This is a genomic window from Acidisoma sp. 7E03 (genome assembly GCF_054665075.1).
In genome coordinates, this window is sequence record NZ_BAAFHE010000011.1 from 42,149 (window position 1) to 68,126 (window position 25,978).

Genomic DNA, 25,978 nt, shown 5'->3' on the forward strand with positions numbered 1-25,978 from the left:
CCTCCCGACCGTCATGCAGACGGCACTTGCACTTTCCGCCCCAGTCATGACCCTTGCGGCAAAGGCTTTCAACCATCGGGGACCGCCATCATCGCAGAGACCGAGGACAGGCGCAGCCCGGCTGGCCGCCCCGCCCGGCGCCGCTTCTCACGGGCGTGGAGACGCGCGCTGACGGCAGCCGTCCTGCTGGTCTGCATCGTGGCTGCGACTCTCGCCGCCATCCTCTGGCGCATTCTGCCGCCGCAGGACGACGTGGTGACGATCGCGACGGTCACCGATCCCGTCGGCGTCGCCTTCGACAGCAACGACATTCCCTTCATCCGGGCGGCCTCCGAGACGGATGCCGCCGCCGCTCTCGGCTACGTCCATGCGCGGGACCGCTTCTTCCAGATGGACCTGATGCGGCGGGCAGCGGGTGGCACCCTCGCGGCCCTGCTCGGCCCCCGCGCGCTCGACAATGACCGCGAGATGCGGACGCTCGGGCTGCGGGCCAGCGCGGAGGCCGATGTCGCCGACCTGTCGCCCGCGGCGCGGTCCATGCTGCAGGCCTATGCGGATGGGGTGAACGCCTGGCTTGCCAAACGCGGGCGCTTCGCCGCCCCCGAATACGTGCTGCTGGGCCGCCCTGCCCCCTGGACCGTCGCGGACAGCCTGCTCTGGGGCAAGATGATGGGCCTCTGGCTCTCGGGAAATTGGCAGGCGGAGCTTGCGCGCCTCTCGCTCTCCGGCACCATGCCGCGCGCCCAGATCGACAGCCTGTGGCCGCCGGCACTGCCCACGAAGCGGACGGACGAAGCGGCGGCGATGCCGCCGGGCACGGCCGCAATGGCACGTCGGACGCTCGCCTTGCTGCGCCATTTCCCAGAGCCCTTCACCCAGCCGGCGCAAGCCTCCAACGAATGGGCCGCGGCGGGCAGCCACACCGATACCGGGCGCCCCCTGCTCGCCGGCGACCCCCATCTCGGCTACGGCTTTCCCGGCATCTGGTATCTCGCCCGCATCGATACGCCGAACGGCCTTCTGGCCGGCGCCACCGTCCCCGGCGTCCCCTTCCTCGTCATCGGCCACAATCAGCACGTCGCCTGGACTTTCACGACCACGGGCGCGGATACCGAGGACGTGTTCATCGAACACGTGACCACCGACGGCCAGCATTACGAGACGCCGGACGGACCGCGGCCCTTCGGCCACCGCCGCGAAGTCATCCAGGTGCGCGGTCAGCCGGACGTCGTGCTCGACGTGCGGACGACGCGGCACGGGCCGGTGATTGGCGACGGACCCGAGGCACGCACGGTGCTCACCGTGGAGATGGCGAGCCTCGCCCCGCACGACACGGCGGCAAACGGTCTCCTCGCACTGGACAATGCGCGCTGGGTCTCGGATGCGGGTCTTGCGGCAACGCAAATCACGAGCCCCGTGCAGAATCTCATGGCAGCCGACACCGCCGGCAACATCGCCTTCTACACCACGGGCCGCGTGCCGGTGCGGCGCGCCGGTGACGGGCGCTGGCCGGTGGATGGCGCGGACGGCGCGCATGACTGGACGGGCTGGGCCAGCGGGGCCGCCCTGCCGCACGCTGTCAATCCACCGTCCGGTTTTCTGGTCAACGCAAACGAACCCACGGCTGGGCCTGACTTTCCCGTCATGATCAGTGGCGACACCTACGGCGACTGGCGCGCCACCCGCATCCGCACCCTGCTCGCAGCCCAGCCGGAAACCAGTCTGCGCGGCTTCGCCGCCATGCAGATGGACGTCGTCAGCAACTTCGCCCAGCGCCTGCTGCCGGTGCTGAAGACGGTGAGCCTGCCGCCGCAGGATCCGGCCGCCGCTGCACTGACCCTGCTGCAGAGCTGGGACGGACGGATGAGCGCGGACCTGCCGCAGCCGCTCATCTTCGATGCCTGGATGCGCGCCTTCGGCGACCGCGTGCTGAAGGCGAACGGCGTGCCGGAGGACAGCCCCGCCGTCGCGCGGGACCGCTTCGTGCTCAGCCTGCTGCTGCCCGAGGCCGGTGCAGACCGGGCGGCGGCGCTGTGGTGCAGCGGCAACTGCCGCCCCGCTTTGGGACCAGCACTCCAGGATGCCATCGCCAAGCTGCGGCCGCTCTGGGGCGCGGATGCCGCGAAGTGGCGCTGGGGCCGCGCGCATCCGGCGCTCTTCGCGCATCCGATCGTGGCGCGGCTGCCTGTGATCGGCGCCCTCGGCGACGCGCAGGTGCCGGTGCCGGGGGATGAGACCACCGTGCAGGCCCAGGCGCCGGGCTTCGGGCCCGGGCGCGCGGAATTCACCGCCGTGCACGGGGCGGAGTTCCGCGGCGTCTACGACATCGCGAATCTCGACCGCAGCCTCTTCATCATTGCACCCGGCCAGTCCGGCGATCTGCTGGATCAGCACGCCTTCGATTTCCTGCAACGCTGGCGCGCGGGCGCCCGCGTGCAACTCGGACCGGAACCGAATGTTGTTTCCCGGCAGATCAGGATCATGCCAAAATCCCAGCCGTGAGCACGATGATGAACGCCCTGCCCGCTGACGACGACAGCCTGACCTGGGGCGTGCCGAGCCGCCGGGTGGCGGCCTTCTTCATCGACAGTTTCCTCATCATGCTGCTGACCCTGGGGTTTGCCCTGGTCTTCGCACTCATCCACGTCATGAGCCTCGGCCTGCTGCACGGGCCGGCGCATCTCGTGCTGTTGGTCGCCCTCGTCTATCTCGCGGGTTGGATCGCGAGCCCCGCGATGGCGACGCCCGGTCAGATGACCGTCGGCCTCACCACCCGGCGGTCGGACGATCTGGGCCGCGCCACGCTGGTGCAGGCCATCGCTTTCACCGGTCTGCTCTATCTCACGCTCCTGGCCGGCGTGATCTGGCTGGCCGTCGCCCTCTTCACCGTCCGGCGCCGCGCGATCCACGACATGCTGTCCGGTCTTGTCATCGTGCGCGCGGGCGCCCTGGAGCCGCGGCGATGGTGACACGACATCTGCAGAAGCCGCGCAGCCCGCGCGGAGCAGGAGGCCTATGGCGGCGATGAACTACCGGACCATCCGTCGGCCGAATTTCTTCTACACCACCGCACCGCTGCCCTGCCCCTATCTGCCGGGCCGCACCGAGCGCAAGGTGGTGACGGAACTCACGGGGCCGGAGGCCGAGTCTCTGCACGACCGGCTGTCCCGCGCCGGATTCCGCCGCAGCCACAACATCGCCTATGCCCCCGTCTGCCCCAGTTGCCGCGCCTGCGTGCCGATCCGCATCCCCGTCGGTCTCTTCGAGCCGGATCGCAGCCAGCGCCGCCTGCTGCGGTCAAACATCGCGCTGACCGCGCGGGAAGTGCCGGCAATCGCGAGCGTCGAGCAGTATCAGCTATTCCAGCGCTATCAGCGCGCGCGCCATGCCGAAGGCGACATGGCGGCGATGAGCTTCTATGACTACCGGGCGATGATCGAGGACACGCCTATCGACACCTTCCTGGTGGAGTTCCGGGACCCGGCGCAGAGCCTCGTGGGCTGCTGCCTGATCGACCGCCTAGCTGACGGGCTTTCCGCGGTCTACAGCTTCTACGAGACCGGTAGCGCCTTCAAATCCCTCGGCAGCTTTACGATCCTGCATCTGATCGCGCAGGCCCGGTCGATGGGCCTGCCTTACGTCTATCTCGGCTACTGGGTCTCCGAGAGCCGGAAGATGGCCTACAAGACCCGCTTTCGGCCCTTCGAGATCCTCAGCGGTGGCGCCTGGCGGATCATGGCCGACGAGGCGGCCGAGCCTGCGCCTGCGACCGAGGAAGCGCGCTTCAGCGAAGCCGTCTCCAGCGTCTGGCCCGCGGAGGGCGGCACGGGCTGACCGCGCCGCCCCGCGTGACGACGCTTCAGCTCCAGCGACGCGCCATGCGGCGGTAGCGCGGCTCCGGCTCCGGCGCGAAGGGGCTCGACGAGGAGTGCAGCAGATAGCCTGCGAGATAGCCGATCGCCGCGGCGCCGATCAGCGTCAGGATAGGCTGTTCCTTGACGGTATGAGCGACGGTGCTGCCTGCGGCGGAACCGGCTTCGTAGACCTTGCCGCCCAGCGCACTGGCCTTCTGGCGCACGGCCTCGGCGGTCTGGCGGAAGGCCGGCTCGGCATGATCGGCGAGTTCGGCCGCGGCCTCCGCCGCGTCGGCCGCCAGATCGTCGACGGCGTCACGCGCGTCGCCCCAAACCTGCTGGGCGCGGCCGGCGATCTTGTCGGCCTTGCCTTCGGCCTGGGTCTTCGCGTCGCCCATCACGCCGCCCACGGCATCCTTCACGGTGCCCTTGGCTTCGTCGAAAGCGCCTTCGATGTGATCCTTGTTCATGCGGAACGCTCCTTTCTGATGGAAGTGGCGCGCCCGCAAGGCGACGCCACCCGGCATGAACCATCAGATGGGAGGGATTCCGGCGATGGGAAGCACCGGCCCCGCCGATATCGGCGTCCGATGCTCCCGCGTCGCGCGTTAGGCGTCGTCGGTCAGTAGCCGTAGCCGGGGACGATGCCGTTGCCCTTGGAGGTCATGCACTGGGCATAGGCGTTGTTGTAGATCTGCTGCAGGCCCTGCGCCTTGTGCTGGGTTTGGCTCGCACCCACGGCGGAACCGCCGAGCAGACCGGCGCCGGCGCCGATCGCCGCACCCATGCCGGCATTGCCGGCGGCGGCACCCAGCAGCGCACCCGCCGCCGCACCGAGACCCGTGCCGATGGCGGCAGTCGCGACGCCATTGCCCTGGCTGTTCTGGGTCGCCGCCGGATAGGCCACCGCCTGCTGCGCATAGTTACGGCAGGTGTAGTCCTCGTTCTGGAACAGGGTGAGGCTCTTGCCGGCCGGGGGAACGGCGGTGATCGTCGGGCCCGTCGGTGTCGGTGCGGCGCAGCCAGCCAGCACGCCGAGGGCCGCGAGCGGCGCCAGGATCTTGATGGTGTTCAGCCGGATCATCGTGTGTTTCCCCTTTAGGATGCTGTGCCCTCCTGACGGAGGACCGCGGATCAACCTCTTAAATGAAAATCGAAATCGCTGGCCAGCCCCGGGCGGCGCAGAGACTTTAACATATTGAAACGACCTTTGTGGCGGGGTTCAGGCAGGCCTGCGGGCGCGCAGCGCCGTCGCCAGCGTGCCGTCGTCCAGCACCTCCAGCGCCCCGCCGATCGGAACGCCCTGGGCGACGCGGCTGACAGTGACACCGGCCGAAGCCAGCCGATCGCCCAGCCAATGCACCGTGGCCGCGCCATCCACCGTCGCGCCGAGGGCGAGAATGACCTCGCGCACCGTCCCGTCTTCCAGCCGCGCGAGCAGGCCACCGACGTCCAAGTCCTCCGGCCCGATCCCGGCCAGCGGCGACAGCACGCCGCCGAGCACGTGGTAGAGGCCGCGATGCGCCCCCGCCCGTTCGATCGCCCAGAGATCGCCCACGCCTTCGACCACGCAGATCAGCGTGCGGTCGCGGCCTGGATCGGCACAGATGCCGCAGGGGTCCTGGGCATCGAGATTGCCGCAGATGCCGCAGGGGTGGACGGCGCGCGCCGCCTCCACCAGCGCCTGCGCCAGAGGCAGCATGCGGGTTTCGGGCTGTTGCAGCAGCTTGAGCACGGCGCGCCGCGCGCTGCGCGGGCCGAGCCCCGGCAGCCGCGCGAGCAGCCCGACAAGCCGGTCGATTTCAGGGCCGCCCATGCCGGCGGGCCCCGCTCCTCAGAACGGCAGCTTCATGCCGGGCGGCAGCTGCAGCCCGCCGGTCGCCTTCTGCATCTGCTCGGCCGACATCGCGTCCACCTTGCGGCGAGCATCGGCATGGGCCGCGAGCAGAAGATCCTCGAGCATCTCCATCTCGGCGGGATCGGCCAGCTTCGGGTCGATCTTGACGCGCTTCATGTCGCCCTTGCCGCTGAGCACGACGGTCACCATGCCGGCGCCGGCCTGACCCTCGACCTCGGCCTGCTCGAGCGCCGCCTGCATCTCCTGCATCTTCTGCTGCATCTGGGAGGCCTGCTTCATGAGGCCCGCGAGATTCTTCATCGGTCGTTCTCCATATCCATCTCGTCGATCAACTCGGCGTCGAAGGGCGCGAAGTCCGGCATGTCGTCCGGCAGGACGAGATCATCCGGGTCACTGCCCTCGGCGATGTCGGGCGCCGCGGCCACGGCCGGCGGCAGCCGGTATTCGTCAGCCAGCGGATCGCGTACCGATTGCAGCCGCGCACCTGGGAAGGCTTCCATGATGGCGCGCACGAGCGGGTGGCTCGCCGCTTCCTCCTCCCGCTGCAGATCGGCCGCCTGACGCTGCTGGTCGATCGTCGGCTCGCCATCCTGATGCGACAGCGCGATGGTCCAGCGCTGGCCAGTGGTCTCCGCCAGGAGTGCCGCGAGGCGGCTGGCGAGATCCCGCGGCGCATCCCGCTCGGGCCGAATGTCGATCACCGGGGGCGCATAGCGGACGAGATGCACGGAGTGCAGGAGATGGCCGTAGAGCGTCATCTCGCCGCGGTCGCGCACCAGGGAGATGACGTCGCGAAAGCTCGCGGGTATCGGGTCGTGCGGCGGCGGTCCATCGAGGACAGGCGGCGCAAGCGCCGTCTCGGGGGCGGCCACTGCCGCGGCCTCGGGGGCTGCCACGGCGGGTACGGCGCGCAGCACCGCACTGCCGCCGCCGCCCATCATCGCCCGCGGAGCGCCATCGCCCCCTTCGGGCAGGCCCGGCGGCGCGGCGTTCGGCCGCACGCTCTCTCCCTGGCCCGTCAGACGGCGGACGAGATCGCCCGGCGTCGGCTGGTCGGCGAGGTAGCAGAGGCGGATCAGCACCATCTCGGCGGCGGCCCGCCGGTCTGGCGCCTGTTCGACTTCGGAAACGCCCTTGAGCAGCATCTGCCAGGCGCGGCCCAGCACCGGCAGCGACAGCCGCTCGGCGAGCGCCGCGCCGCGCTGGCGCTGCAACTGCGGCAACTCGGCACTGTCGCGCAGATCGGGGGAGGCCTTGAGGCGGCTGAGCAGATGGGTCAGCGCCAGCAGGTCCTGCAGCACGAGGCTGGCATCCGCGCCGCGCTCATGCGCCTGATCCAGAATGGCGAGCACCTGGGGCGCGCGGCCTGCCATCACATGTTCGAGAAGATCGAAGACGAGGCCCTGATCGGCGAGGCCCAGCATGTCGGCCACCGCCTCGGCAGTAATCGCACCCCCCTCGGCCGCCCCCATCACGATCGCCTGATCGAGCAGCGACAAGCCGTCGCGCACCGAACCATCGGCGGCGCGCGCCAGCAGTTCCAGCGCCGGCGGCTCCACGGCGACCCCTTCCTTCGCCGCGATGCGCCCGAAATGGGCGGCGAGTTCGGCCGCAGGCACGCGACGCAGGTCGAATTTCTGGCAGCGGGAGAGCACGGTGACCGGCACCTTGCGCAGCTCGGTCGTCGCGAAGACGAACTTCACGTGCGGTGGCGGCTCTTCCAGTGTCTTGAGCAGCGCGTTGAAGGCGTTCCGCGACAGCATGTGGACTTCGTCGATGATGAAGACCTTCACCCGCGCTTCCATCGGGCGAAAGCGCGTCGCCTCGATGATCTCGCGCACGTCATCCACGCCGGTGCGGCTGGCCGCGTCCATCTCGATCACATCCGGATGACGATCGGCCATGATGGCGCGGCAATTGGGACAGACCCCGCAGGGATCGGCGGTCGGGCCGCCCTGCCCGTCCGGCCCGGTGCAGTTGAGGCAGCGGGCGATGATGCGGGCGGTGGTGGTTTTCCCCGTGCCGCGCACGCCGGTCAGCATGAAGGCATGGGCAATGCGTCCGGTCGCGAAGGCGCGGCGCAGAATGCGCACCATCGCCTCCTGCCCGATCAGATCCTCGAATCGGGCCGGACGATAGGCCCGTGCCAGCACGCGATAGGCAGCCGACGGGGCTTCGGCCTGATGGCCGGCCGGCGCATCGCCGAAGAGGCCGCCCCCTTCGGGGGCCGGCGGTTCGGGCAAGGGATCGTCAGGGGTGTCGTTCTCGGCCACGCGCCCTTCTACACGACAGGAGCGGCCGGTAGGCAAGTGCCGAAGCGGGGATGGGTCGGGCCGATGGGGATGTTGGGAAAGCGGGGGGCCGGACACCGACCCGAGCGGAACTCGTTACGGCTGCTTCCTTCCGGACCTGACCGGGTTGGCAAGGCGCTCGTCCGCCGCCGACCCCCCTGAGGCGCTATCTACGCGCGCCGGCCGCGCCTCGCAAGCGCCATCGCCGCTTGTCGGGCCGGACATGCCATGCGAACAACGCGCGTGGCCCAGAACCTACCCTTCCCCCCGATTCGCCCCCGGCGCCCGAACGTCTATACGGGCGCCCCGCTCGACCGCATGGCCGAACGCCGCACCGATGCGGCCTTCCTCGCCGAAGCCCGCGCGCACCCCGAGGCGCTGATCGCCCCCATCTGGCGGACGCAGAGCCTATTTCTCGGCAGCACCGCGCGATTCTTCACGGGCGCCGAGGCGGCGCGCTTCGCGCCGCAGGAGGAGCACTGGATCTTCCTTGGTGCCTGGCAGGGCCGGCCGGTCTTCGCCCTCGACCTCAACCAGCACGAGGCCCCGGAGATCCTGCTGCCGACCGACGGCGCGGCCTTTGCCGACATTCGCGGCCTGGGCGGCAGCCTGCCGGAGGGCGAAGCGGCGATCCTCGCCTATGCGCGCGGGCTCATCCACTGGCAGAGCCGCACACGCTTCTGCAGCGTCTGCGGCGGCGCTTGCGTGCCCCAAAGCGCGGGCCACGTCATGCACTGCACGAATTGCGGGACGGACCACTTCCCGCGCTCGGACCCCGCGGTGATCATGCTGGTGCTGAAGGACGACCGGGCCCTGCTCGGCCATGCCAGTCGCTTCCCGGAGGGGATGTATTCCACCCTCGCGGGCTTCGTGGAGCCGGGCGAGAGCCTGGAGGAAGCGGTGCGGCGCGAGGTCGCCGAGGAAACCGGTGTCGCCGTCGGGACCGTCACCTATCACTCGAGCCAGCCCTGGCCCTTCCCGCAATCCCTCATGCTCGGCTTCCATGCCGAAGGCCTATCCGAAGAGATCACCTTCCATGACGCGGAACTGGCCGATGCGCGCTGGTTCACCCGCGAGCAATGCCGCAACGCGGAAGCGCATGGCTTCCGCCTGCCGGGGCCGGACAGCATCGCCCGCCGCCTGATCGAGGACTGGCTGGCCGAAGGCGATTGAGCGTCAGGCCTGCAGCGCGGCGGCAGCCGGTTCGATCCGCGCGAAGGCGTCGGAAAGCGCTGCAAGCGCGGCGCGCTGCACCTCCCCCGCCGTGAGATCAACGCCGCCGAGCGCGTCGGGCAGCGGCCGCGTCGCCGTGGCGTCCGCGGCGACCGTCACCGCATAGCCCCGCTCCATCGCTTCCCGGCTGGTGGAACTGACGCAGAGATGCGTCATGAAGCCGGCGATGACGAGGCTGCGGCGGCCGAGCGCCTCCAGCCGGTCCGCGAGATCGGTGCCGGTGAAGGCGGAGGGTTCGGGCTTCCACAGCACGGGCTCGCCCTCGATCGGCGCGACCTCGGCCATGATGGCACCTTTGCCCACCGGATCGAAGAAATCGCCCTCGGCGCCGCGATGGGCGATGTGGATCACCGCAGCACCCGCCGCACGCGCCGCCCCGATCAGCGCCGCGAGATGGCCGACCGCCGCCTCAATCCCGGTCAGCGGCAGGCCGCCGCTGCGATATTCTTCCTGCGCGTCGATGACGATCAGCACGCTGTCGCCAAGCTTGGGCTGCGGCGGCACGGCATTGCCGAGATCGAGCAGGGTGCGGGCAGGCCCCGCGTTGACAGGGGAGGATGCGTCGGTCATGGCGATGATCCGTTCCGGTTCAGGAGGATGCGTATGAGCGGCATGCTGAACCCGTCCGCCTCCGACCTGAAGGACAAGCAGCCCTCCTTTCCTGCCAGCGCCGCCGCCCCGCGCGAGATCATGATCCTCGCCTTCCCCGGCGCCCTGCTGCTCGACATCGCGGGACCGGCTCAGGTCTTCACCCTGGCCTCCGAGGAGCATGAAGCGCGCACCGGCCGCCCGGCCTACCGGCTGCGCACCGTTTCCGAACGGGGCGGCCCCGTGCGCAGCGACACCGGCATCATCCTGGAGACCGAAGCCTGGAACGCCGCGGCCGCGCCCGACACGCTCATCGTGCCGGGCGGGGACACGGTGCGGCAGGAGGAGGACAACCTCGCCCTCCGCGCCTGGCTTGGTGCCACCGCCGCACGGGCCCGGCGCACGGCATCCGTCTGCATGGGCACCTTCCTGCTCGCCTCCGCCGGGCTGCTGGAGGGCCGTCGCGCCACAACCCATTGGGCCGAGTGCGGTAACCTCGCCGCGCGCTATCCGAGCCTGCGCGTCGAGACCGACCCGATCTTCGTGCAAGACGGCACGGTGTGGAGTTCGGCCGGCGTCACCGCGGGAATCGACCTAGCCCTCGCTCTCGTGGAAGAGGATCTCGGCCACGCCGTGGCACTCGCCGTCGCGCAGAGTCTCGTCGTCTTTCTCAAGCGGCCGGGCGGCCAGGCTCAGTTCAGCCGACTGCTCGCGGCGCAGAGCGCCGACCGCCAGGGCGATTTCGAGGCCCTGCATGCCTGGATCGGGGAGAATCTGACGGCCGATCTGCGCGTCGAGGCATTGGCGGAACAGGTCGGCATGTCGCCACGCAGCTTCGCCCGCGCCTATGCCGCACGCTGCGGCACCACGCCCGCCCGCACCGTCGAGACCCTTCGGCTGGAAGCGGCGCGGCGCATGCTGACGGAAACGGCGACGCCGGTCGCCCGCATCGCGAGCCGCTGCGGCTTCGGAGACGAGGAGCGGATGCGCCGGGCTTTCCTGCGCCAGCTCGGCGTTGCGCCCAGCGACTACCGGCGGCACTTCTCGGCGGCGGCGCCCGCCTAGCGGAAGCGCCGCAACCGCCGGACGCGGAGGCGAACATGCACGCGGATGGCGGCGAAGCGCCGGCCGCTATGCGCCGCCCCTGGTTCCGGCCGGCGCCGGTGCCAGGGGACCAGCGCCCGCAACGCGGCCAGCGCCCGCCGCACGCGGCGGAGCGCGGGGCCGATGCGGATCATTGCCCACATGCGGGCTGCCGCAACCTTGCCATGCAGCCATGCGAACCATCTGATCGTCATCAGAGCGGGACGGCAGGCTTGATAGATCCAGAGTGCGACGGCGAGGCCCACGCCCTTGACCAGAATGGCGACCAGCGTCGCCGCCACGAGCTTGCGGTGGGCCAGAAGATAGGCGGCGTAGAAACCGCCGACATGGCTCATGGCTTCGGGGATGAGGAAGAGCGGCAGGATGGCCCAGGGCGGCAAGCGCGCGATCGCCGCCTCCAGCCGGCGCAGCGGCCCGAAGTGACGCACGGCCCGGGCAATCGTCTGCAAGGTCAGCTCGAAGAGCACGAGCAGCAGAGCCAAGGGCAGGAGCAGCGCGTCGCGCAGGCGGTGGGCCGGCGGCCGCACTCTCGGCGGCTTCGTCTTCTTCATCGACATCCTATAGCCGGAATCGCCCCGCTATGGCAGGGACGCACGGGCCGCGAAAGGTCGTTTTTGTGAATCTGCGCGGCCTCCAGTACAAGCGCGCGCCCCTGACATGCCGCTCAGCAGGGCCCGAAGGATATGAACACCGCTGATGGCATTCGCCTCCTTTCCGATACGTAACCCGCTCCGGCGGCTCGACCGCTACATCCTGCGCCAGATTTTCGTGGCGCTCGTAGCGGTGACGTTGGCTCTGGTGGCGCTGATCTGGCTGACGCAGTCGCTGCGCTTCGTCGAACTGATCGTCAATCGCGGCCTGTCGCCCGTGGTCTTTCTGCGGCTCACCGTTCTGCTGGTGCCGAGCTTCGTGGCCGTCATCCTGCCCATCACGATGTTCGTGGTGGTGCAATTCGTCTATCAGCGCCTGGCCGGCGACCGCGAACTGACGGTGATGCGGGCGGCAGGCCTCTCTCCCTTCGCTCTGGCCCGGCCCTCTCTGGTGCTGGCGACGCTCATCGCCGCTCTCTGCCTGTGGCTCAACATCTCGGTCGTGCCGGCGAGCTTCGCCGCCTTCCGTGAATACCAGTTCGAAATCCGCAACCGCATCGCGGCCTTCCTGATCCAGGAAGGCGTCTTCACCACCATTTCGCCGAACCTCACCGTCTATGTCCGCAAGCGCGATCCGAACGGCATGCTGCATGGCATTCTGGTGGATGACGAGCGAGACCCGGCGAACGCCGCCACCATCATCGCCCAGAGCGGGCACATCGTGCCCGGGCTGCATGGGCCGAGCGTCATCCTGCTCAATGGCGCGCGCCAGGAGGTGGACAAGAAGACCGGGCGGCTCAATCTGCTGACCTTCAGCGAGAACGAGATCAACCTGTCGTCGAGCGCCAGCGGCGACGACACGCGCTTCCGCGACGATTCCGAAGTGTCGCTGCGCGAGCTGCTGCACCCGAATCCGAACGAGGTCCGCCCGCAGGACATCCCGAAATGGCGAGAGGAGGCGCATCGGCGCCTCTCGGAGCCCTTCACCGTCATCTCCTACACGCTCGTCGCCCTCGCCTCGGTGCTGACCGGCGCCTTCCGCCGCCATGGCGGCTTCGCCCGTCCCATGATCGGCGTCGGCGTCACGGTGGGCCTCGTCGCCCTCGGCCTCAGCTTCGGCAATCTTGCGGCGCGCAACAGCGCCTTCCTGCCGCTCGTCTGGCTACAGGCGATCCTGCCCGGGCTGATCGCGGCTTGGCTGCTGTTCCGGCGCGAGCGCATGCAGGTGCCGCCGCCCGTTCCGGCCACGCCCACCCCCACCCCCGGGCAGAGCGAGGGCTGACGACGTGTTCCTCTCCCGCATCCTCGCCACCTATATCAGCCGCCTCTTCCTCATCTCGGTGATCGCGATGCTCTGCGCGCTCACCGGCCTCGTCTCGCTCTTCGATTTCCTCGAACTGCTGCGGCGCGCCGCCACCCGGCCGGACGCGACCTTCGGCCTCGTCGTGGAGATGGCGCTGTTCCGCATGCCTTGGGCCATGCTGGAAATCCTGCCCTTCGCCATCCTCCTGGGCGGCATCTGGGCCTTCTGGCGCCTGGCGCGGTCTTCCGAACTCGTCGTCGCCCGCGCCGCCGGCCTCTCCGCCTGGCAGTTCCTGCTCGGCCCCATCATCTGCGCCTTCGCGCTTGGTATTTTCGCCGACATCGCGGTAAGCCCGGTCTCGGCGATGTTCTTCGCCCGCGCGAATGCCATCGAGGAGACCTTCCTCGATGCCGGCGGCGGGCCGCTCGCCCTCAACGGTGGCCAGCTCTGGCTGCGCCAGGGAGACGAGACGAAACAGAAGGGCGGCTTCGCCATCATCCACGCGACGGGCGTGATGATGCGCCAAGACGTGCTCACCACGGGGCCGATGACGGTGTTCCGCATCGGCGCGAACGACAAGATGATCGACCGGATCGAAGCCCAGAATGCGAAGCTCACTCCCGGCGCCTGGCTGCTCGCCAATGCCCGCGTCCTGGTCCCCGGCCAGGTGCCGACGGCGCCCAACGTCATGAGCCTGCCGACGGATCTCAACGTGAGCCGTATCCAGCAGAGCTTCGCCGCCCCCGACGCGCTCTCCTTCTGGCAGCTGCCCGGCTTCATCCGGGTGCTGGAACGCTCCGGCTTCTCCTCCGTCGCGCACCGGCTGCGCTTCCAGGCGCTGCTGGCTCTTCCCTTGCTCTGCGCCACGATGTCTCTGGTGGCGGCAGGCTTTTCGATGCAGACCAGCCGGCGCGGCGGCATCGCCCGCATGATCGGCGGGGGCGTCGCCTCCGGCTTCGCCCTCTTCATGCTGTCGCAGGTCGCACAGCAATTCGGGCAGTCCGGCGCGCTGCCCGTGGTATTGGCAGCCTGGGCGCCATCGGCCGCAGGCCTCATGCTGGCGCTCGCCTTGTTGCTGCATCTCGAAGACGGTTGAGGACCCGCCCGATGTCTAAGACTTCCGCCCCCCACCGTCGGCACCGGTCTCTCTCGGGCCTGTCGCGTCCGCCACGGCGGCAGCCGCGTCGCCCGCTCACCCTGCGCCAGGCCCTGCTCGGCACCCTCTGCCTCATCACCGTGAGCGGCGTGCCGAACCTGATCCGCGAGGCGCGGGCGCAGAGTGCCACCACCTTTGACAAGCATCAGCCCGTCGCCTTCAAGGCAGACCGCATCGACTACAATCAGAAGAGCAACATCGTCACCCTGTCCGGCCATGTCGAAGCCTGGCAGGCCGGCCACGTGCTCTTCGCCGATCGCGTGCTCTACGACCGCAACACCAACATCGCCGATGCGGTCGGCCACGTCGTGCTCATCTCGCCGGACGGCCAGGTGGTCTACGCCGACTATGCAGAACTGAGCCAGGACATGACCAACGGCATCATTGCCCAGGTCAACGTCACCTTGCCGCAGAACGCGAAGCTGGCTGCCAACGGGGCGCGGCGGACGGAAGGCAAGGTCAACGAACTCAGCCGCGCCGTCTACACCGCCTGCGACGTCTGCGCGAAGCATCCCGAGAGCTATCCGCTGTGGCAGATCACGGCGCAGACCGCGACACAGGATTTGCAGCACCACCTGATCGAGTATCAGGACGCGACGATGGAATTCTTCGGCGTTCCGGTGCTGTGGCTGCCCTATTTCTCGCACCCCGATCCCTCGGCGAAGCGGATGAGCGGCCTGCTCATCCCCAATGCCGGGGTGAACAGCCATATCGGCGCCTTCACCAGCATCCCCTACTACTGGGTGATCAACAAATCGACGGACGCCACCATCACGCCGATCCTCTCCACCAAGGAAGGCCTGGCGGGCGATCTGAAGCTGCGCCACAGCTTCAACTTCGGCCAGCTCAACGTCGACGCCTCCAGCGGCTTCGACAAAGGCAAGCTTGAAGGCGCGCTCTTCGCCAACGGCCAGTTCGACCTCAACCCTAGCTGGCGGGCGGGCTTCAACATCCAGCGCGCCTCGTCGGTCGCCTATCTGAACGACTATTCGATCCTGCCCAACGCCAACGAGTTGCAGAGCAATCTCTACCTCGAAGGCTTCGGCGCGGGCTCCTATGCGCGGATCGAAAGCAGCTTCTACCAAGGCCTGGTCGGCAGCGTGACCAATAGCCAGCTGCCGCTGGTCCTGCCCTATGCCGTCTACGACTACACCGGCCTGCCGGACGGCCTCGGCGGCACCACCTCGGTCAATCTCTCGGCCTTCAACATCGAACGCACCGACGGCACGAACACGCAGCGCGCCGCCATCACCGGCAATTACGCCCTACCCTTCCAGGATGCGCTCGGCGAGCAGTGGAGCACGGTCTTCCACTTCGACGCCGCGGGCTACAACGCGACCAGCCTCAACGAATTCCCGAACTACGACGCGGCGCATGACAGCGCCTCCGAAGTCCGGGCCCTGCCGCAGGTGGCACTCAACTACAGCTGGCCGATCATCAACGATTCAGGGCGCCTCGGCTCCCAGCTCATCAAGCCGATCGTGCAGCTGATCGCAGCGCCCATCATCAGCAACAACATCAACACGACGAACATCCCGAACGAAGACAGCTTCGACTTTCAGTTCACGGATGCGAACCTCTTTGGATTCAACAAGTATCCGGGCATCGACCGGCTCGAAAACGGCGTGCGCGCCAATGTGGGCCTGCAGGGCACCTGGTTCTTCAACAATGGCTCGGCGCTCGACGGGCTGATCGGCCAGTCCTACCGCGCCCATACGGACGATACCTTCGCGCCCGACTCAGGCCTGAACGACAACGTGTCCGACATCGTAGCGCGCCTGACGTACACGCCGACGAGCTGGCTCGATCTCACCTACCGCACCCGGCTCGACCACAAGAGCCTGCAGGACAAGTATATCGATACCTTCGCCACCGCCGGCGTGCCGGCGCTGCGGGTGAGCGCGGGCTATCTCTATTCCTCCACCGACCCCTATTACTATTACGATGGAAGCCCGCCGCCGGCCGAATACTACACGCCGCGCAGCGAAGTGACCTTCGGCCTCAATACCAACTATCAAGGCTGGAGCTTCAACGGTGCGGTGCAGCAGAACGTTCAGACCGGCAAGCTCGACAGCACCAACGTCGGCATCGGCTGGCAGAACAACTGCTTCGGCGTCAATCTGACCTATTCCCACACCAACACCACCATCGATGGGGAAGACGGCTCCACCACCGTGCTGCTAACCATCACCCTCAAGACGATCGGGGCGATCGGCCTCAATGCGCTCTAGCCCGTCCAGGATGTCAGGAGTTTTGAACAAAGCCATGTCCCTCCGCCTGAAACTCCTCTGCCTCGCGGTGGTGCCCGCCTGGCTCGCCTGCACAGGCGCCGGTCTCGGCACGCCCAAGGCCCAGGCGCAGACCGCCCGCATCGCGGCCGTCGTCAACGGCGACGTCATCACCAATCAGGACGTGGCCAACCGTGCACGCTTCTTCGCGCTGGCGACCGGCCAAGGCCCGACACCGGAGGTGGTGGACAGGCTGAAATCGCAGATCCTGCAGCAGCTGATCAACGAGCGGCTCGAGCTTCAGGAGGCGGAGCGCCGCCAGATCGTCGTCTCCGACAAGGAGGTGGCGGAGGCCATCGCCAATATCGAGAAGAACAACAACATGCCGGCGGGCGGGCTGCGCCAGAAGCTCGCCGCCCTCGGCATCAACATCGACACGCTGATCGCCCAGGTGCGCACGCAGATCGCCTGGAACCAGGTGCTGCGCCAGGTGGTGGGCGAGATGGGCCGGCCGACGGACGCCGACATCACGCGCCAGCTCGCACTGCTCAAGGAGCAGAAGGGCCAGGCGCAATACAACGTCGGTGAAATCTTCATCCCCATCAACTCGCCCCAGGCGGCGCCGGGCGCCGAGAAATTCGCCGAATCGGTGATCACCCAACTGCGGCAGGGCGCGCCCTTCCCGATCATCGCTGCGCAGTTCAGCCAGGGCGAGACGGCGCTGCAGGGCGGTGCCCTCGGCTGGGTCGGGCCCGATCAGCTGGACCCGGCGGTGGCCAAGCTCGTCTCCCAGATGCCGGTGGGCGCCATCAGCAATCCCGTGCCGGTCGCGGGCGGTCTGACCATCGTGCAGCTCCGCGGCCGCCAGATCGCGGGCCAGACCGATACGGGCGCCGTGATGCTGGACGTGCGCCAGGTCTTCCTGCCCTTCTCCAGCCCGCTCAATCAGCAGAACCCGACGCCGCAGCAGCGCGCGACCATCGAGAAGCTGCACGCGATCGCCCAGAGCGCCAAGAGCTGCTCCGCCATCGAGGCGGCCAATCAGGCGGCCGGCAACGTGAAGCCATCCAACCCGGGGCCGGTCAACCTCGCCCAGGTAACGCCGCCCGCTTTCCAGCAACTGCTGTCCCGACTGCCCGACAACACCCCGAGCCCGCCGCTGATCGCCGACAACGGCGTCTCCATGGTGATGATCTGCGGCCGTCAGACGGAAACGCAGTCCCTGCCCTCGCGTGATCAGGTGGCGGAAGAGTTGTTCCAGAGCCGCGTCGGCCTCGCGGCCCAGCAGGAGCTGGACCAGCTGCACCGCCAGGGCTCGATCCAGATCATGCAGGCCTCGTGACGGAAGGACGGCCGGCCGGTCCCCCGGCCGGCACTCCGCTCCCCTCGCTCAAGGAGGTCATCGCCCGGCACGAGTTCCGGGCGAAACACGCCCTCGGTCAGCACTTTCTGCTCGACCTGAACCTGACCGCCCGGGTCGCGAGCATCGCCGGGGATTTGGCCGGGCGGCAGGTGGTCGAAGTCGGGCCTGGGCCGGGCGGCCTGACGCGGGCCTTGCTCGCGACACCAGCCGCCCATGTCACCGCGATCGAGATCGACCCGCGGGGCGTCGCGGTCGCCGAAGAACTCGCGGCCCATTTCCCGGGCCGTCTCTCCGTCATCGCCACCGATGCTCTGAAGGTGGACGTTGCGGCGCTGGTGCCGGCGCCCAGGCAGATCGTCGCCAATCTGCCCTATAACGTCGGCACGCCGCTGCTGATCGGCTGGCTGCGGCAGGCCGCAGCCTTTGAGCGGATGGTCTTGATGTTTCAGGAGGAGGTGGCGCAGCGCATCGTCGCCGCGCCCGATACCGGCGCCTATGGGCGGCTCGCCGTCCTCGCGCAATGGACCTGCGACGTCGCCCTCGCGCTCCGCCTGCCGCCGGAGGCCTTCACGCCCCCACCCAAGGTGCATTCCGCGGTGGTCCGGCTGATCCCGAAAGCGGAACAGCCCTCGGCCGCGCTCTTCGCGTCCATGGAACGGCTGACCCAGCATGCTTTTGGGCAGCGCCGCAAGATGCTGCGGGCTGCCCTCAAGCCGCTCGGGGGTGAAGCCTTCCTCGGGCGGGCAGGCATCGAGCCCACCCGCCGCGCCGAAACCCTGTCGGTTCCGGAGTTCGACCGGCTCGCCCGCCTTCTGCTCAGCGAGCAGCCGGCGAGCGATACCGATGGCCCGCGTGATTAGGACGGGCCGCTGGTGACGGTCAGGACGCGGGCGTTCAGCTGATCGGCGGAGCTATCCGGATTGCCGGAGGTGGGCGCGCTGGTCGCCTGCTGGATCTGGTCGATCTGACGATTCACCGTGGCGGGGCCCGGCGGTACCATCATCGGCGCCTGGCCAGCAACCGCCATGCCAGGCGTCCCCGGCATCACGCCCGGCGCCGCGCCCTCTGCCATCGGTGCGGGGCTCGCCATCGGGCTCAGAGACTGGGCCACCTGGAGGTGGCGCTGCAGGACCGGCAAGTTCTCCTGCGCGAAGGACCGCAGCGCGCCGCTCTGGCCCTGGGTCGCCTCCATCTGGAACAGGCGGATGGCGTGCTCATGCCCCTGGATCATCGCCTGGTTGAACATCGTGTCGAACTGTCCGGCCGGCGCGGCCTGAAGCTGCTGATACATCGCCACTTCCATCTTGCCCGGCCGGCTCGCCATGTGCAGGCGCAGCGGATCGGCGATGGTGCGGAGTGCCGCGGTGGCCTGGGTATGATCGCGGACCAGCATCTCGCCATAGTTGCGCTCGCTCTGCGTCTCGCCGCGCTGCGCCGCGAGCTGCCCCATCATGATCTCGGCCTGGTTGATGCGGGACGCGGCCATCACGAAGCGCGCATCTCCCATGGAAGCAGCCGGATTGCCGGCGGTGTCGGCCGGCAGCACCGTGTCCGTCCCCGCGACCTGCCCCGGCTTCAGGGTGATCGTCTGCGTCGCCGCGCTGGTGGCAGGCCCGGTCACGCCGGTCGCGTTCTCGCCCGGGACGTTCTGCGCGAGCGCGGCACCCGCGGAGACCACGAGCAGCCCGGCGCCGAGCGTGGTCGAGAGAAGCCAGCGGTTGCGCATCGGCTTGCGGTTCGTCATGGCGTTACTCCTTTTTAATCTCAGAGAGCGCCTCGCGAGGAGGCGCGCGGACGAGACCTAAATTGGCGCCGTGGCCGGACGATCCCAGGGTCCGTCGCCCGAACGTGAGCGCCACTCCGGCAGGCATGGGCGCGGCCGGGGGGTTGCCGATCACCGCCCATCCGGTCAAAAAACGCACCTTCGACGCGACCCCGCACAATCGAGGAGGTCTGGTGACCCGTCTTGCGGACATCTTCTCCCGCAAGGGCCCGCATCCTGCCGAGCCGGCGCCTCTGGCGCAGGCACGCCAGCCGGAGCGGCAGCATCGGATGGCAGACGCGGTGCGCAGCCATGTCGCCGCACGGGTGGCTGCGGCCGCCGGTGCCCCGATGCGGCCCGAGGGCCAGCCCACGGAAGAGACCGCCCGCAGCTCTATCGTCGAGGTCGCGACGACGCTCTGGACCCGCGCGCTGCGCTTCGATGCCGCCGCCCCCGCCTGGGCGGACCGCGACCGCGTCGTCGTCTCCTGCCGGCAGCAGGCCCAGATCCTGCGCAGCCTGCTGGAACTCTGCGGCGTCGACCCGGCGGAACTGAGCTTCAGCCTGCCCGGGGTGGACACCGTCTTTTCCGCGCCGGGCCAGGCCTTCGCCTTCGCAGTGGGCCAGGCGCTAGCCGAGCGGATGATGGCGGCGCGCTTCGGCAAGAGTCTGGTCGACCATCGGACCTGGCTGTTCAGCCATCCCGAGCAGCTGACCGGGGGCCTTGCCTACGAGGCGGCAAAGCAGGCGGCCGACCTCAAGCTCGGCAAGCTTGCCCTGCTGGTAGAGGAACCCATGGCGCATACGCCAGGGGCCGCACTCGCGACCGAGGTGATGGAGCGCTTCGCGAGCTGGGGCTGGGCGACGAAGCGCATCGCGGCGCAGGACCCGGCGGCGATTTCGAGCGCGCTCTCCATCGCCTTGCGCGCCCGCAAGCCGCTCTACATTTCCTGCCGCCCGCCCAACCAGGCGCCCCGGATCCTGCCTGGAGAGATTCCCGATGAGGTGCGCGAAGCATGGCGCGCGGCCGGCGGCCGCAACACCGCCGCGCGGCGCGGCTGGCTGAAGCGCCTCGCCCGCCATGCCCAGGCGGCCGAGTTCGAGCGGGCGCTGACCGGTCGGCTGCCGGACGGCTGGCGCGACATCGCCCGCGCCGAGCGTGCGAAGCTCATCGGCAGCGAGGAGAGCCTGTCGCCGCGCGCCGCGAGTGCCGCCTTCGCCGCGGCCATGGCGGCCGCCATTCCCGATCTCACGGGCGCCTCCGCCACCCTGCCCACGGCCAAGGCCGAGGCCCCGGTCCCCGGCGCCGTCGCGATCGACGCCGGCGATTTCAGCGGGCGCCACGTGCCCTTCGGCGGCACCGAAACGGCGCTGCCGGGCGTGCTGGCCGGCATGACGAGCCATGGCGGCCTCACTCTGGTCGCGGAGACGGCGGCCACTGGCGCCGATTGCCTGCCACAAACCATCCGGCCGCTCGCCCGCGAGGGCCGCCGCATGATCCATATCCTGGCCGAGGCCGAGAACGATCCGGCAGCTGCCGCCGCCCTGCCGCTGGCGTCCCTCCGCGCCATTCCCAACCTGCTCGTCTTCCGGCCGGCTTGCGCCATCGAAACGGCCGAGTGCTGGGAACTCGCCCTGCAGCGCGACGACGGGCCCAGCGTGCTGATCCACACGCCGCGCCCCATGCCGCGCTGGCGGCAAGAGAGCGCCGAAAACGCCTGCGCGCGGGGCGGCTATGTCGCCGCAGGCTTGTATGAAGCGCGCGCTGCGACTTTGATCGCCAGCGGGGCTGAACTCGCGGTGGCGCTGGAAGCCCGGTCGATCCTCGCGCAATCCGGCATCTCGGTCGCGGTCGTCTCGCTGCCCTGCTGGTCGCTGTTCGTCAGCCAGAACGAGGCGTACCGGGCGGACGTCCTGGGCGAAGCGCCGCGGCTCGCGGTGGAAGCCGGCTCGGATTTCGGCTGGGGGCGCTGGCTTGGAACCGACGGACAGTTTATCGGAGCGGCGAGCCTCGGGCTGATGGCCGCTCGGCCGGGTGAATATTTCGGGGTTACGGCGGAAGCGCTGGTGATCGCGGTGAAGAAAAAGCTCTGATGCCCCTTCGGGCATGCAACATGAGGAGTAGCTGACTATGGCAGTGACGGTAGCGATCAACGGGTTCGGCCGCATCGGGCGGCTGGTGCTCCGCGCCATGATCGAGAGCGGGCGCACCGACGTGACCCCCGTGCTCATCAACGATCTCGGCTCGGTCGAGGCGAATGCGCACATGTTCCGTTACGACAGCGTGCACGGCCGTTTCCCCGGCGAGGTAAAGGTCGAGGGCGACAGCCTCGTCATCACCATGAACGGCCGCACCTGGGGCCCGATCAAGGTGACGGCGCATCGCAACCCGGCCGAAATCCCGCTCCAGGGCGTGGACGTCGCCCTGGAATGCACCGGCATCTTCACCAGCAAGGAGAAGGCGCAGCCGCTGCTCGATGCCGGCGCCCGTAAGGTCATCATCTCCGCCCCCGCCGACGGCGTGGATGCGACGATCGTCTACGGCGTCAACGACAAGACGCTGACAAAGGATATGACCGTCATCTCCAACGCCTCCTGCACCACCAACTGCCTGGCGCCGGTGGCCAAGGTGCTGCACGACACCTTCGGCATCCTGCGCGGCTACATGGTGACGATCCACAGCTACACCGGCGACCAGAAGACGGTCGACACGCTGCACAAGGATCTGCATCGCGCCCGTGCCGCCGCCCTCTCCTCCATCCCGACCTCGACCGGTGCCGCGCGTGCCGTCGGCCTCGTGCTGCCGGAGCTGAAGGGCAAGCTGGATGGCACCGCCATCCGCGTGCCGACGCCGAACGTCTCCCTCGTCTCGCTCGACGTGAACCTGGCGAAGAAGGCAACGAAGGACGAGGTGAACGCGGCCATGAAGGCGGCCTCGGAAGGCCCGCTGAAGGGCATCCTCGGCTACAACACCGAGCCGCTGGTCAGCTCGGACTTCAACCATAACCCCGCCTCCAGCACCTTCGACGCGACCCAGACGGCCGTGGTGGACGGCGAGATGGTGCGCGTGCTGTCCTGGTACGACAACGAGTGGGGCTTCTCCAGCCGCATGTCCGACACCGCCGCCGCCTTCGGCGCGCTCTGATCTGACCCGGTCGGACCGCTCTGTGGAGGCGCCTCGGCGCCCCCTCAGGGCGGAATGACCCCCACGAGAAGACCAACTGACGTTCAGGGGACGCAGAATGACGTTCAAGACGCTCGATCAGGCCGAGGTGAAGGGCAAGCGCGTGCTGCTGCGAGCCGACCTCAACGTGCCGATGCGGGACGGCCACATTAGCGACATGACCCGCGTGGAGCGGGTGGGCCCGACGATCCAGGAACTTGCCGACAAGGGCGGCCGGGTGATCGTGCTCTCGCATTTCGAGCGGCCGAAGGGCAAGCGCGTCCCTGAAATGTCCCTGGCGCCCCTGGCCGATGCCCTGGCCGAAGTGCTGCGCCGCCCGGTCGCCTTCGCGGATGACTGCATCGGCCCCGCCGCCGAGGAAGCCGTCGCCCGCATGCAGGACGGCGACGTGCTGCTGCTGGAAAACACCCGCTTCCATGCCGGCGAAGAAAAGAACGATCCCGATTTCGTCGCGGCCCTCGCCAAGCTCGGCGACGTCTACGTCAACGACGCCTTCTCCGCCGCGCACCGCGCCCATGGCAGCACCGAAGGTGTCGCGCATCACCTGCCGAGCTATGCCGGCCGCCTGATGCAGGCCGAGCTGGAAGCGCTGGAAGCCGCCCTCTCCAAGCCGGAGCGTCCGGTGATGGCGATCGTCGGCGGCTCCAAGGTTTCGACCAAGCTCGACCTGCTCGGCAATCTGCTGACGAAGGTGGACGTGCTGGTGATCGTCGGCGCCATGGCCAATACCTTCCTCGCCGCCAAGGGCCTGCCGGTCGGCCGCTCCCTGCAGGAGAAGGACCTGCACGAGACCGCCCGCAAGATCATGGCGGAAGCCGAAGGCAGCTCCTGCGAAATCCTGCTGCCGGTGGACGGCACCGTCGCGCAGGAGTTCAAGGCGCATGCGGCGACCCAGTTTCTGCCGGTGGATGCCGAGCATGACGGCATGGCGCTCGACGTCGGGCCGGCCACCGCCGATCTCATCATCGACCGCCTCTCCGGCATGAAGACCCTGGTCTGGAACGGGCCGCTCGGCGCCTTCGAAATCCAGCCCTTCGACGCCTCCACCATGAAGGTGGCCAAGGCTGTGGCCGACCTCACCCAGGAAGGCCGGCTGCGCTCCGTCGCCGGCGGCGGGGACACGGTTTCCGCGCTGCGTCAGGCCGGCGTGCTCGACGAACTCTCCTACGTCTCCTCGGCCGGCGGCGCCTTCCTCGAATGGCTCGAAGGCAAGACGCTGCCCGGCGTCGCGGCGCTCGGCTGATGGTGGACTACGTCATCCCGGCGCCCCCCCAGGCGGCCGTGCCGGTGCGCGGCGGCGGGCTCTTCCCCGTGCGCCGCATCTTCTGCGTCGGCCGCAACTATGCGGCCCATACGCGCGAGATGGGCGGTGATCCGGACCGCGAGCCGCCCTTCTTCTTCACCAAGCCCGCCGATGCCCTGCTGACCGGCGGCGCCGACATGCCCTATCCGCCGCAGACCGAGGATCTGCACCACGAGATCGAACTCGTGGTCGCGATCGGCACCGGCGGCGCCAACATCCCCGCAGCACAGGCGAAATCCCATGTCTGGGGCTATGCCGCCGGCATCGACATGACGCGGCGGGACCTTCAGGGGGCCGCCAAGAAGGCCGGCAAGCCCTGGGACATGGGCAAGGGCTTCGACCATTCCGCCCCCATCGGCGAGATGGTGCCGGCCAGCGAGATGGGCCGCAAATACGGCGAGGACGGGCATGTCCTGCTGTCCGTCAACGGCGCGGAACGGCAGGAGGGCGACCTCGCCGACATGATCTGGAGCATTCCGGAGATCGTCGCGACGCTCTCGACCTTCGTGACGCTGGCCCCCGGCGATCTCATCTTCACCGGCACGCCGGAAGGCGTGGGTGCCGTCGCGCGCGGCGACGTGCTGGAGGGGATGATCTCCGGCCTGCCACCAGTTCACGTGAAGATCGTCTGAGACAAGATTGGTTTCGAAACAAATCCCCGCTTCGGCGGGGATTTTCTTTTGCCGCCCCGCCCCGTATCTCTGCGAGCCATGCCCGAGACCCTTCGCATCGTCACCTGGAACATCAACTCCGTCCGCCTGCGCCAAGGGCTGCTGAAGGAGGTGGTGGATCGGCTTCAGCCGGACCTCGTCTGCCTGCAGGAGACGAAATGCCCGGACGATCTGTTCCCGGTGGAGCTGCCGCGAACGCTCGGGATGGAGCACGTGCTGTTTCGCGGCATGAAGGGCTACAACGGCGTCGCCATCTTCTCGCGCCGGCCGCTGCGCCGGCATGCCGATACGCAGGACTGGGTGGGGCGCGAGGACTGCCGGCACCTGGCTGTCGAGATCGACCTGGCGAGCGGGCCGCTGGTGCTGCAGAACTTCTACGTGCCCGCGGGCGGCGACATCCCCGACCCGCACGAGAACCCCAAATTCGCCCATAAGCTGGATTTCGTGGCGGCCGCGCGGGACCATTTTGCCAGAACCCCAGACCTCAAGCGCACGGTCCTCGTGGGCGATCTCAACATCGCACCGCTGGAGCATGACGTCTGGAGCCACAAGCAGTTGCTCAAGATCGTCTCGCATACCCCTGTCGAAACGGCGCTTCTGACCGAATGGCAGAACACCTGCTTCCACGACGCCCTGCGCCATTTCGTGCCCACTGACCAGAAGCTTTACACGTGGTGGTCCTATCGCGCGCGGGACTGGCTCGCCGCCGATCGCGGGCGTAGGCTCGACCATGTCTGGGTTACCCATGATCTGAAGGACGCGCTCAAGCGTCACGACATTCTCAAGGAGGCACGCGGCTGGACCCAGGCCTCGGACCACGTGCCCGTTCTGGTGGAGCTCGAACTACCGTGATCGACGCGCCTCCTTCCGCCCGAGCGGTTGAACTAAAGTATTTTACCCATCTTGTTAATTCCATGAAGGAAACTACGAGGTCTCGCTTTAAAGCGCATAAACGCCTAAGATCGCTCGATCGTAAGTTGACGTGGCTCACGGCGTTAGCTTCAGCTTACGTAGTTATACTGACGCTGGCTCCCCACTATTTGTCTTATCAAGAACCACAAAGGAGCTTGCTCGACCTTCTGACGGTCGCCCTATCGATCGTCATCATCGTAAGCTCTTTACTACAGTTTGCTAGCCAAAATGGTGTTGAGGCCGAACAGCATCATCGATGCGCGTTAGAGATTAACGAAATACGCCGGGAGCTAGAATTCGCCGGGATCAATACAGACATCATGCCTTATCTAGACAGATATAGAGTGGCATTGCAGAAATACAGCATAAATCACGAGGACATCGATTATAACCGGGTTCGATTAGAGCGACGCCACGAGCATCCGGAGATCACATGCTTTGATGCTACTGTACTTCGTATGAAGCTATTTTTTAGTGATAACCTGATTCCAATTATCACTTTTATACTCACGTGCGCTTTTGTCTACGCAGTTGGCCACTTTGCCCAACCAAAACTATTTTAAGAAATCATCTGGAGCT

24 protein-coding genes and 1 other RNA gene are annotated in these 25,978 nt (G+C 68.2%); 16 read left to right on the plus strand and 9 right to left on the minus strand.

Features of this window, described 5'->3' with window-relative positions; genetic code table 11:
- Window positions 1-198 precede the first annotated feature (198 nt).
- From ACYQ6W_RS16895 to ACYQ6W_RS16905, 3 genes are read left to right on the plus strand one after another with little or no spacing between them, the layout of a single operon-like run.
- Window positions 199-2,502: a penicillin acylase family protein gene (locus tag ACYQ6W_RS16895; protein ID WP_459676926.1), complete on the plus strand. Its 2,304-nt coding sequence runs from the start codon at window positions 199-201 to the stop codon at window positions 2,500-2,502.
- 5 nt (window positions 2,503-2,507) lie between these two features.
- On the plus strand, window positions 2,508-2,969 hold the full coding sequence (locus tag ACYQ6W_RS16900; RefSeq protein WP_459677121.1) for an RDD family protein: 462 nt from the start codon (window positions 2,508-2,510) through the stop codon (window positions 2,967-2,969).
- 55 nt (window positions 2,970-3,024) lie between these two features.
- Window positions 3,025-3,834, plus strand: coding sequence for an arginyltransferase (locus tag ACYQ6W_RS16905; protein ID WP_459676927.1), 810 nt, complete (start codon window positions 3,025-3,027; stop codon window positions 3,832-3,834).
- Window positions 3,835-3,859: 25 nt separating this feature from the next.
- Here the strand turns inward: ACYQ6W_RS16905 and ACYQ6W_RS16910 are convergent, their stop codons facing one another.
- The 6 genes from ACYQ6W_RS16910 to ffs form a co-directional block, all read right to left on the minus strand.
- Window positions 3,860-4,324, minus strand: coding sequence for a CsbD family protein (locus ACYQ6W_RS16910; RefSeq protein ID WP_459676928.1), 465 nt, complete (start codon window positions 4,322-4,324; stop codon window positions 3,860-3,862).
- A 152-nt stretch (window positions 4,325-4,476) separates the two neighbouring features.
- Window positions 4,477-4,938, minus strand: coding sequence for a glycine zipper domain-containing protein (locus tag ACYQ6W_RS16915; protein ID WP_459676929.1), 462 nt, complete (start codon window positions 4,936-4,938; stop codon window positions 4,477-4,479).
- Between the two features lie 138 nt (window positions 4,939-5,076).
- Complete coding sequence (recR, locus tag ACYQ6W_RS16920) at window positions 5,077-5,670, minus strand: recombination mediator RecR (protein ID WP_459676930.1); 594 nt, start codon at window positions 5,668-5,670, stop codon at window positions 5,077-5,079.
- 18 nt (window positions 5,671-5,688) lie between these two features.
- On the minus strand, window positions 5,689-6,012 hold the full coding sequence (locus tag ACYQ6W_RS16925) for a YbaB/EbfC family nucleoid-associated protein (RefSeq protein ID WP_459676932.1): 324 nt from the start codon (window positions 6,010-6,012) through the stop codon (window positions 5,689-5,691).
- On the minus strand, window positions 6,009-7,985 hold the full coding sequence (locus ACYQ6W_RS16930; RefSeq protein WP_459676933.1) for a DNA polymerase III subunit gamma/tau: 1,977 nt from the start codon (window positions 7,983-7,985) through the stop codon (window positions 6,009-6,011). Before ACYQ6W_RS16930 ends, ACYQ6W_RS16925 begins: the two co-directional genes overlap by 4 nt.
- Window positions 7,986-8,064: 79 nt before the next feature.
- Window positions 8,065-8,162, minus strand: an RNA gene (gene ffs / locus ACYQ6W_RS16935) — signal recognition particle sRNA small type.
- Window positions 8,163-8,231: 69 nt separating this feature from the next.
- Between ffs and nudC the strand changes: the two genes are divergently transcribed.
- Window positions 8,232-9,176: an NAD(+) diphosphatase gene (gene nudC / locus ACYQ6W_RS16940; RefSeq protein ID WP_459676935.1), complete on the plus strand. Its 945-nt coding sequence runs from the start codon at window positions 8,232-8,234 to the stop codon at window positions 9,174-9,176.
- Between the two features lie 3 nt (window positions 9,177-9,179).
- Here nudC and ACYQ6W_RS16945 read toward each other — a convergent pair whose 3' ends face one another.
- Window positions 9,180-9,806: an isochorismatase family protein gene (locus ACYQ6W_RS16945; protein ID WP_459676936.1), complete on the minus strand. Its 627-nt coding sequence runs from the start codon at window positions 9,804-9,806 to the stop codon at window positions 9,180-9,182.
- A 33-nt stretch (window positions 9,807-9,839) separates the two neighbouring features.
- Here ACYQ6W_RS16945 and ACYQ6W_RS16950 point away from each other — a divergent pair, with 33 nt between their 5' ends.
- A complete protein-coding gene (locus tag ACYQ6W_RS16950) occupies window positions 9,840-10,889 on the plus strand; it encodes a GlxA family transcriptional regulator (protein ID WP_459676937.1) in 1,050 nt (349 codons plus the stop codon).
- Here ACYQ6W_RS16950 and ACYQ6W_RS16955 read toward each other — a convergent pair.
- Window positions 10,886-11,479 carry a hypothetical protein gene (locus ACYQ6W_RS16955; protein WP_459676938.1) on the minus strand — a complete coding sequence of 198 codons (594 nt, stop codon included), beginning with the start codon at window positions 11,477-11,479 and terminating at the stop codon, window positions 10,886-10,888. The two genes, ACYQ6W_RS16950 and ACYQ6W_RS16955, sit on opposite strands and share 4 nt — an antisense overlap.
- A gap of 145 nt (window positions 11,480-11,624) precedes the next feature.
- Between ACYQ6W_RS16955 and lptF the strand changes: the two genes are divergently transcribed.
- From lptF to rsmA, 5 genes are read left to right on the plus strand one after another with little or no spacing between them, the layout of a single operon-like run.
- Window positions 11,625-12,800 carry an LPS export ABC transporter permease LptF gene (lptF, locus tag ACYQ6W_RS16960; protein WP_459676939.1) on the plus strand — a complete coding sequence of 392 codons (1,176 nt, stop codon included), beginning with the start codon at window positions 11,625-11,627 and terminating at the stop codon, window positions 12,798-12,800.
- 4 nt (window positions 12,801-12,804) lie between these two features.
- On the plus strand, window positions 12,805-13,917 hold the full coding sequence (gene lptG, locus ACYQ6W_RS16965) for an LPS export ABC transporter permease LptG (protein WP_459676940.1): 1,113 nt from the start codon (window positions 12,805-12,807) through the stop codon (window positions 13,915-13,917).
- Between the two features lie 11 nt (window positions 13,918-13,928).
- A complete protein-coding gene (locus ACYQ6W_RS16970) occupies window positions 13,929-16,208 on the plus strand; it encodes an LPS-assembly protein LptD (protein WP_459676941.1) in 2,280 nt (759 codons plus the stop codon).
- Window positions 16,209-16,242: 34 nt separating this feature from the next.
- Complete coding sequence (locus ACYQ6W_RS16975) at window positions 16,243-17,547, plus strand: SurA N-terminal domain-containing protein (RefSeq protein ID WP_459676943.1); 1,305 nt, start codon at window positions 16,243-16,245, stop codon at window positions 17,545-17,547.
- Entirely contained in the window at window positions 17,544-18,428 is an 885-nt protein-coding gene (rsmA, locus tag ACYQ6W_RS16980) for a 16S rRNA (adenine(1518)-N(6)/adenine(1519)-N(6))-dimethyltransferase RsmA (protein WP_459676944.1), read from the plus strand. Before ACYQ6W_RS16975 ends, rsmA begins: the two co-directional genes overlap by 4 nt.
- On the opposite strand, the gene ACYQ6W_RS16985 is transcribed toward rsmA, so the two are convergent.
- On the minus strand, window positions 18,425-19,312 hold the full coding sequence (locus ACYQ6W_RS16985) for a DUF4142 domain-containing protein (RefSeq protein WP_459676946.1): 888 nt from the start codon (window positions 19,310-19,312) through the stop codon (window positions 18,425-18,427). The two genes, rsmA and ACYQ6W_RS16985, sit on opposite strands and share 4 nt — an antisense overlap.
- 212 nt (window positions 19,313-19,524) lie before the next feature.
- On the opposite strand from ACYQ6W_RS16985, the gene ACYQ6W_RS16990 reads away from it, so the two are divergent.
- The 6 genes from ACYQ6W_RS16990 to ACYQ6W_RS17015 all read left to right on the plus strand — a co-directional run bounded on the left by ACYQ6W_RS16990 (window position 19,525) and on the right by ACYQ6W_RS17015 (window position 25,962).
- Window positions 19,525-21,423, plus strand: coding sequence for a transketolase-like TK C-terminal-containing protein (locus ACYQ6W_RS16990; protein WP_459676947.1), 1,899 nt, complete (start codon window positions 19,525-19,527; stop codon window positions 21,421-21,423).
- A 37-nt stretch (window positions 21,424-21,460) separates the two neighbouring features.
- Complete coding sequence (gap, locus tag ACYQ6W_RS16995; protein WP_459676948.1) at window positions 21,461-22,474, plus strand: type I glyceraldehyde-3-phosphate dehydrogenase; 1,014 nt, start codon at window positions 21,461-21,463, stop codon at window positions 22,472-22,474.
- A 97-nt stretch (window positions 22,475-22,571) separates the two neighbouring features.
- Window positions 22,572-23,756 (plus strand): phosphoglycerate kinase, encoded by a 1,185-nt coding sequence (locus tag ACYQ6W_RS17000; RefSeq protein WP_459676949.1) that lies wholly within the window; start codon window positions 22,572-22,574, stop codon window positions 23,754-23,756.
- Window positions 23,756-24,448, plus strand: coding sequence for a fumarylacetoacetate hydrolase family protein (locus ACYQ6W_RS17005; protein ID WP_459676950.1), 693 nt, complete (start codon window positions 23,756-23,758; stop codon window positions 24,446-24,448). Before ACYQ6W_RS17000 ends, ACYQ6W_RS17005 begins: the two co-directional genes overlap by 1 nt.
- A gap of 78 nt (window positions 24,449-24,526) precedes the next feature.
- Entirely contained in the window at window positions 24,527-25,339 is an 813-nt protein-coding gene (locus tag ACYQ6W_RS17010; protein WP_459676951.1) for an exodeoxyribonuclease III, read from the plus strand.
- Entirely contained in the window at window positions 25,336-25,962 is a 627-nt protein-coding gene (locus tag ACYQ6W_RS17015; RefSeq protein WP_459676953.1) for an SLATT domain-containing protein, read from the plus strand. The genes ACYQ6W_RS17010 and ACYQ6W_RS17015 overlap by 4 nt, the downstream gene beginning before the upstream one ends.
- Window positions 25,963-25,978 lie beyond the last annotated feature (16 nt).

What these genes read in the sequence shown, in the direction of transcription:
- ACYQ6W_RS16900 (WP_459677121.1), top strand. Translation starts at nt 2,508, where the DNA reads ATGATGAACGCCCTGCCCGCTGACGACGACAGCCTGACCTGGGGCGTG.
- ACYQ6W_RS16905 (WP_459676927.1), top strand. Translation starts at nt 3,025, where the DNA reads ATGAACTACCGGACCATCCGTCGGCCGAATTTCTTCTACACCACCGCA.
- ACYQ6W_RS16910 (WP_459676928.1), bottom strand. Translation starts at nt 4,324, where the DNA reads ATGAACAAGGATCACATCGAAGGCGCTTTCGACGAAGCCAAGGGCACC.
- ACYQ6W_RS16915 (WP_459676929.1), bottom strand. Translation starts at nt 4,938, where the DNA reads ATGATCCGGCTGAACACCATCAAGATCCTGGCGCCGCTCGCGGCCCTC.
- recR (WP_459676930.1), bottom strand. Translation starts at nt 5,670, where the DNA reads ATGGGCGGCCCTGAAATCGACCGGCTTGTCGGGCTGCTCGCGCGGCTG.
- ACYQ6W_RS16925 (WP_459676932.1), bottom strand. Translation starts at nt 6,012, where the DNA reads ATGAAGAATCTCGCGGGCCTCATGAAGCAGGCCTCCCAGATGCAGCAG.
- nudC (WP_459676935.1), top strand. Translation starts at nt 8,232, where the DNA reads ATGCGAACAACGCGCGTGGCCCAGAACCTACCCTTCCCCCCGATTCGC.
- ACYQ6W_RS16945 (WP_459676936.1), bottom strand. Translation starts at nt 9,806, where the DNA reads ATGACCGACGCATCCTCCCCTGTCAACGCGGGGCCTGCCCGCACCCTG.
- ACYQ6W_RS16950 (WP_459676937.1), top strand. Translation starts at nt 9,840, where the DNA reads ATGAGCGGCATGCTGAACCCGTCCGCCTCCGACCTGAAGGACAAGCAG.
- ACYQ6W_RS16955 (WP_459676938.1), bottom strand. Translation starts at nt 11,479, where the DNA reads ATGAAGAAGACGAAGCCGCCGAGAGTGCGGCCGCCGGCCCACCGCCTG.
- lptF (WP_459676939.1), top strand. Translation starts at nt 11,625, where the DNA reads ATGGCATTCGCCTCCTTTCCGATACGTAACCCGCTCCGGCGGCTCGAC.
- ACYQ6W_RS16970 (WP_459676941.1), top strand. Translation starts at nt 13,929, where the DNA reads ATGTCTAAGACTTCCGCCCCCCACCGTCGGCACCGGTCTCTCTCGGGC.
- ACYQ6W_RS16975 (WP_459676943.1), top strand. Translation starts at nt 16,243, where the DNA reads ATGTCCCTCCGCCTGAAACTCCTCTGCCTCGCGGTGGTGCCCGCCTGG.
- ACYQ6W_RS16985 (WP_459676946.1), bottom strand. Translation starts at nt 19,312, where the DNA reads ATGACGAACCGCAAGCCGATGCGCAACCGCTGGCTTCTCTCGACCACG.
- gap (WP_459676948.1), top strand. Translation starts at nt 21,461, where the DNA reads ATGGCAGTGACGGTAGCGATCAACGGGTTCGGCCGCATCGGGCGGCTG.
- ACYQ6W_RS17000 (WP_459676949.1), top strand. Translation starts at nt 22,572, where the DNA reads ATGACGTTCAAGACGCTCGATCAGGCCGAGGTGAAGGGCAAGCGCGTG.
- ACYQ6W_RS17005 (WP_459676950.1), top strand. Translation starts at nt 23,756, where the DNA reads ATGGTGGACTACGTCATCCCGGCGCCCCCCCAGGCGGCCGTGCCGGTG.
- ACYQ6W_RS17010 (WP_459676951.1), top strand. Translation starts at nt 24,527, where the DNA reads ATGCCCGAGACCCTTCGCATCGTCACCTGGAACATCAACTCCGTCCGC.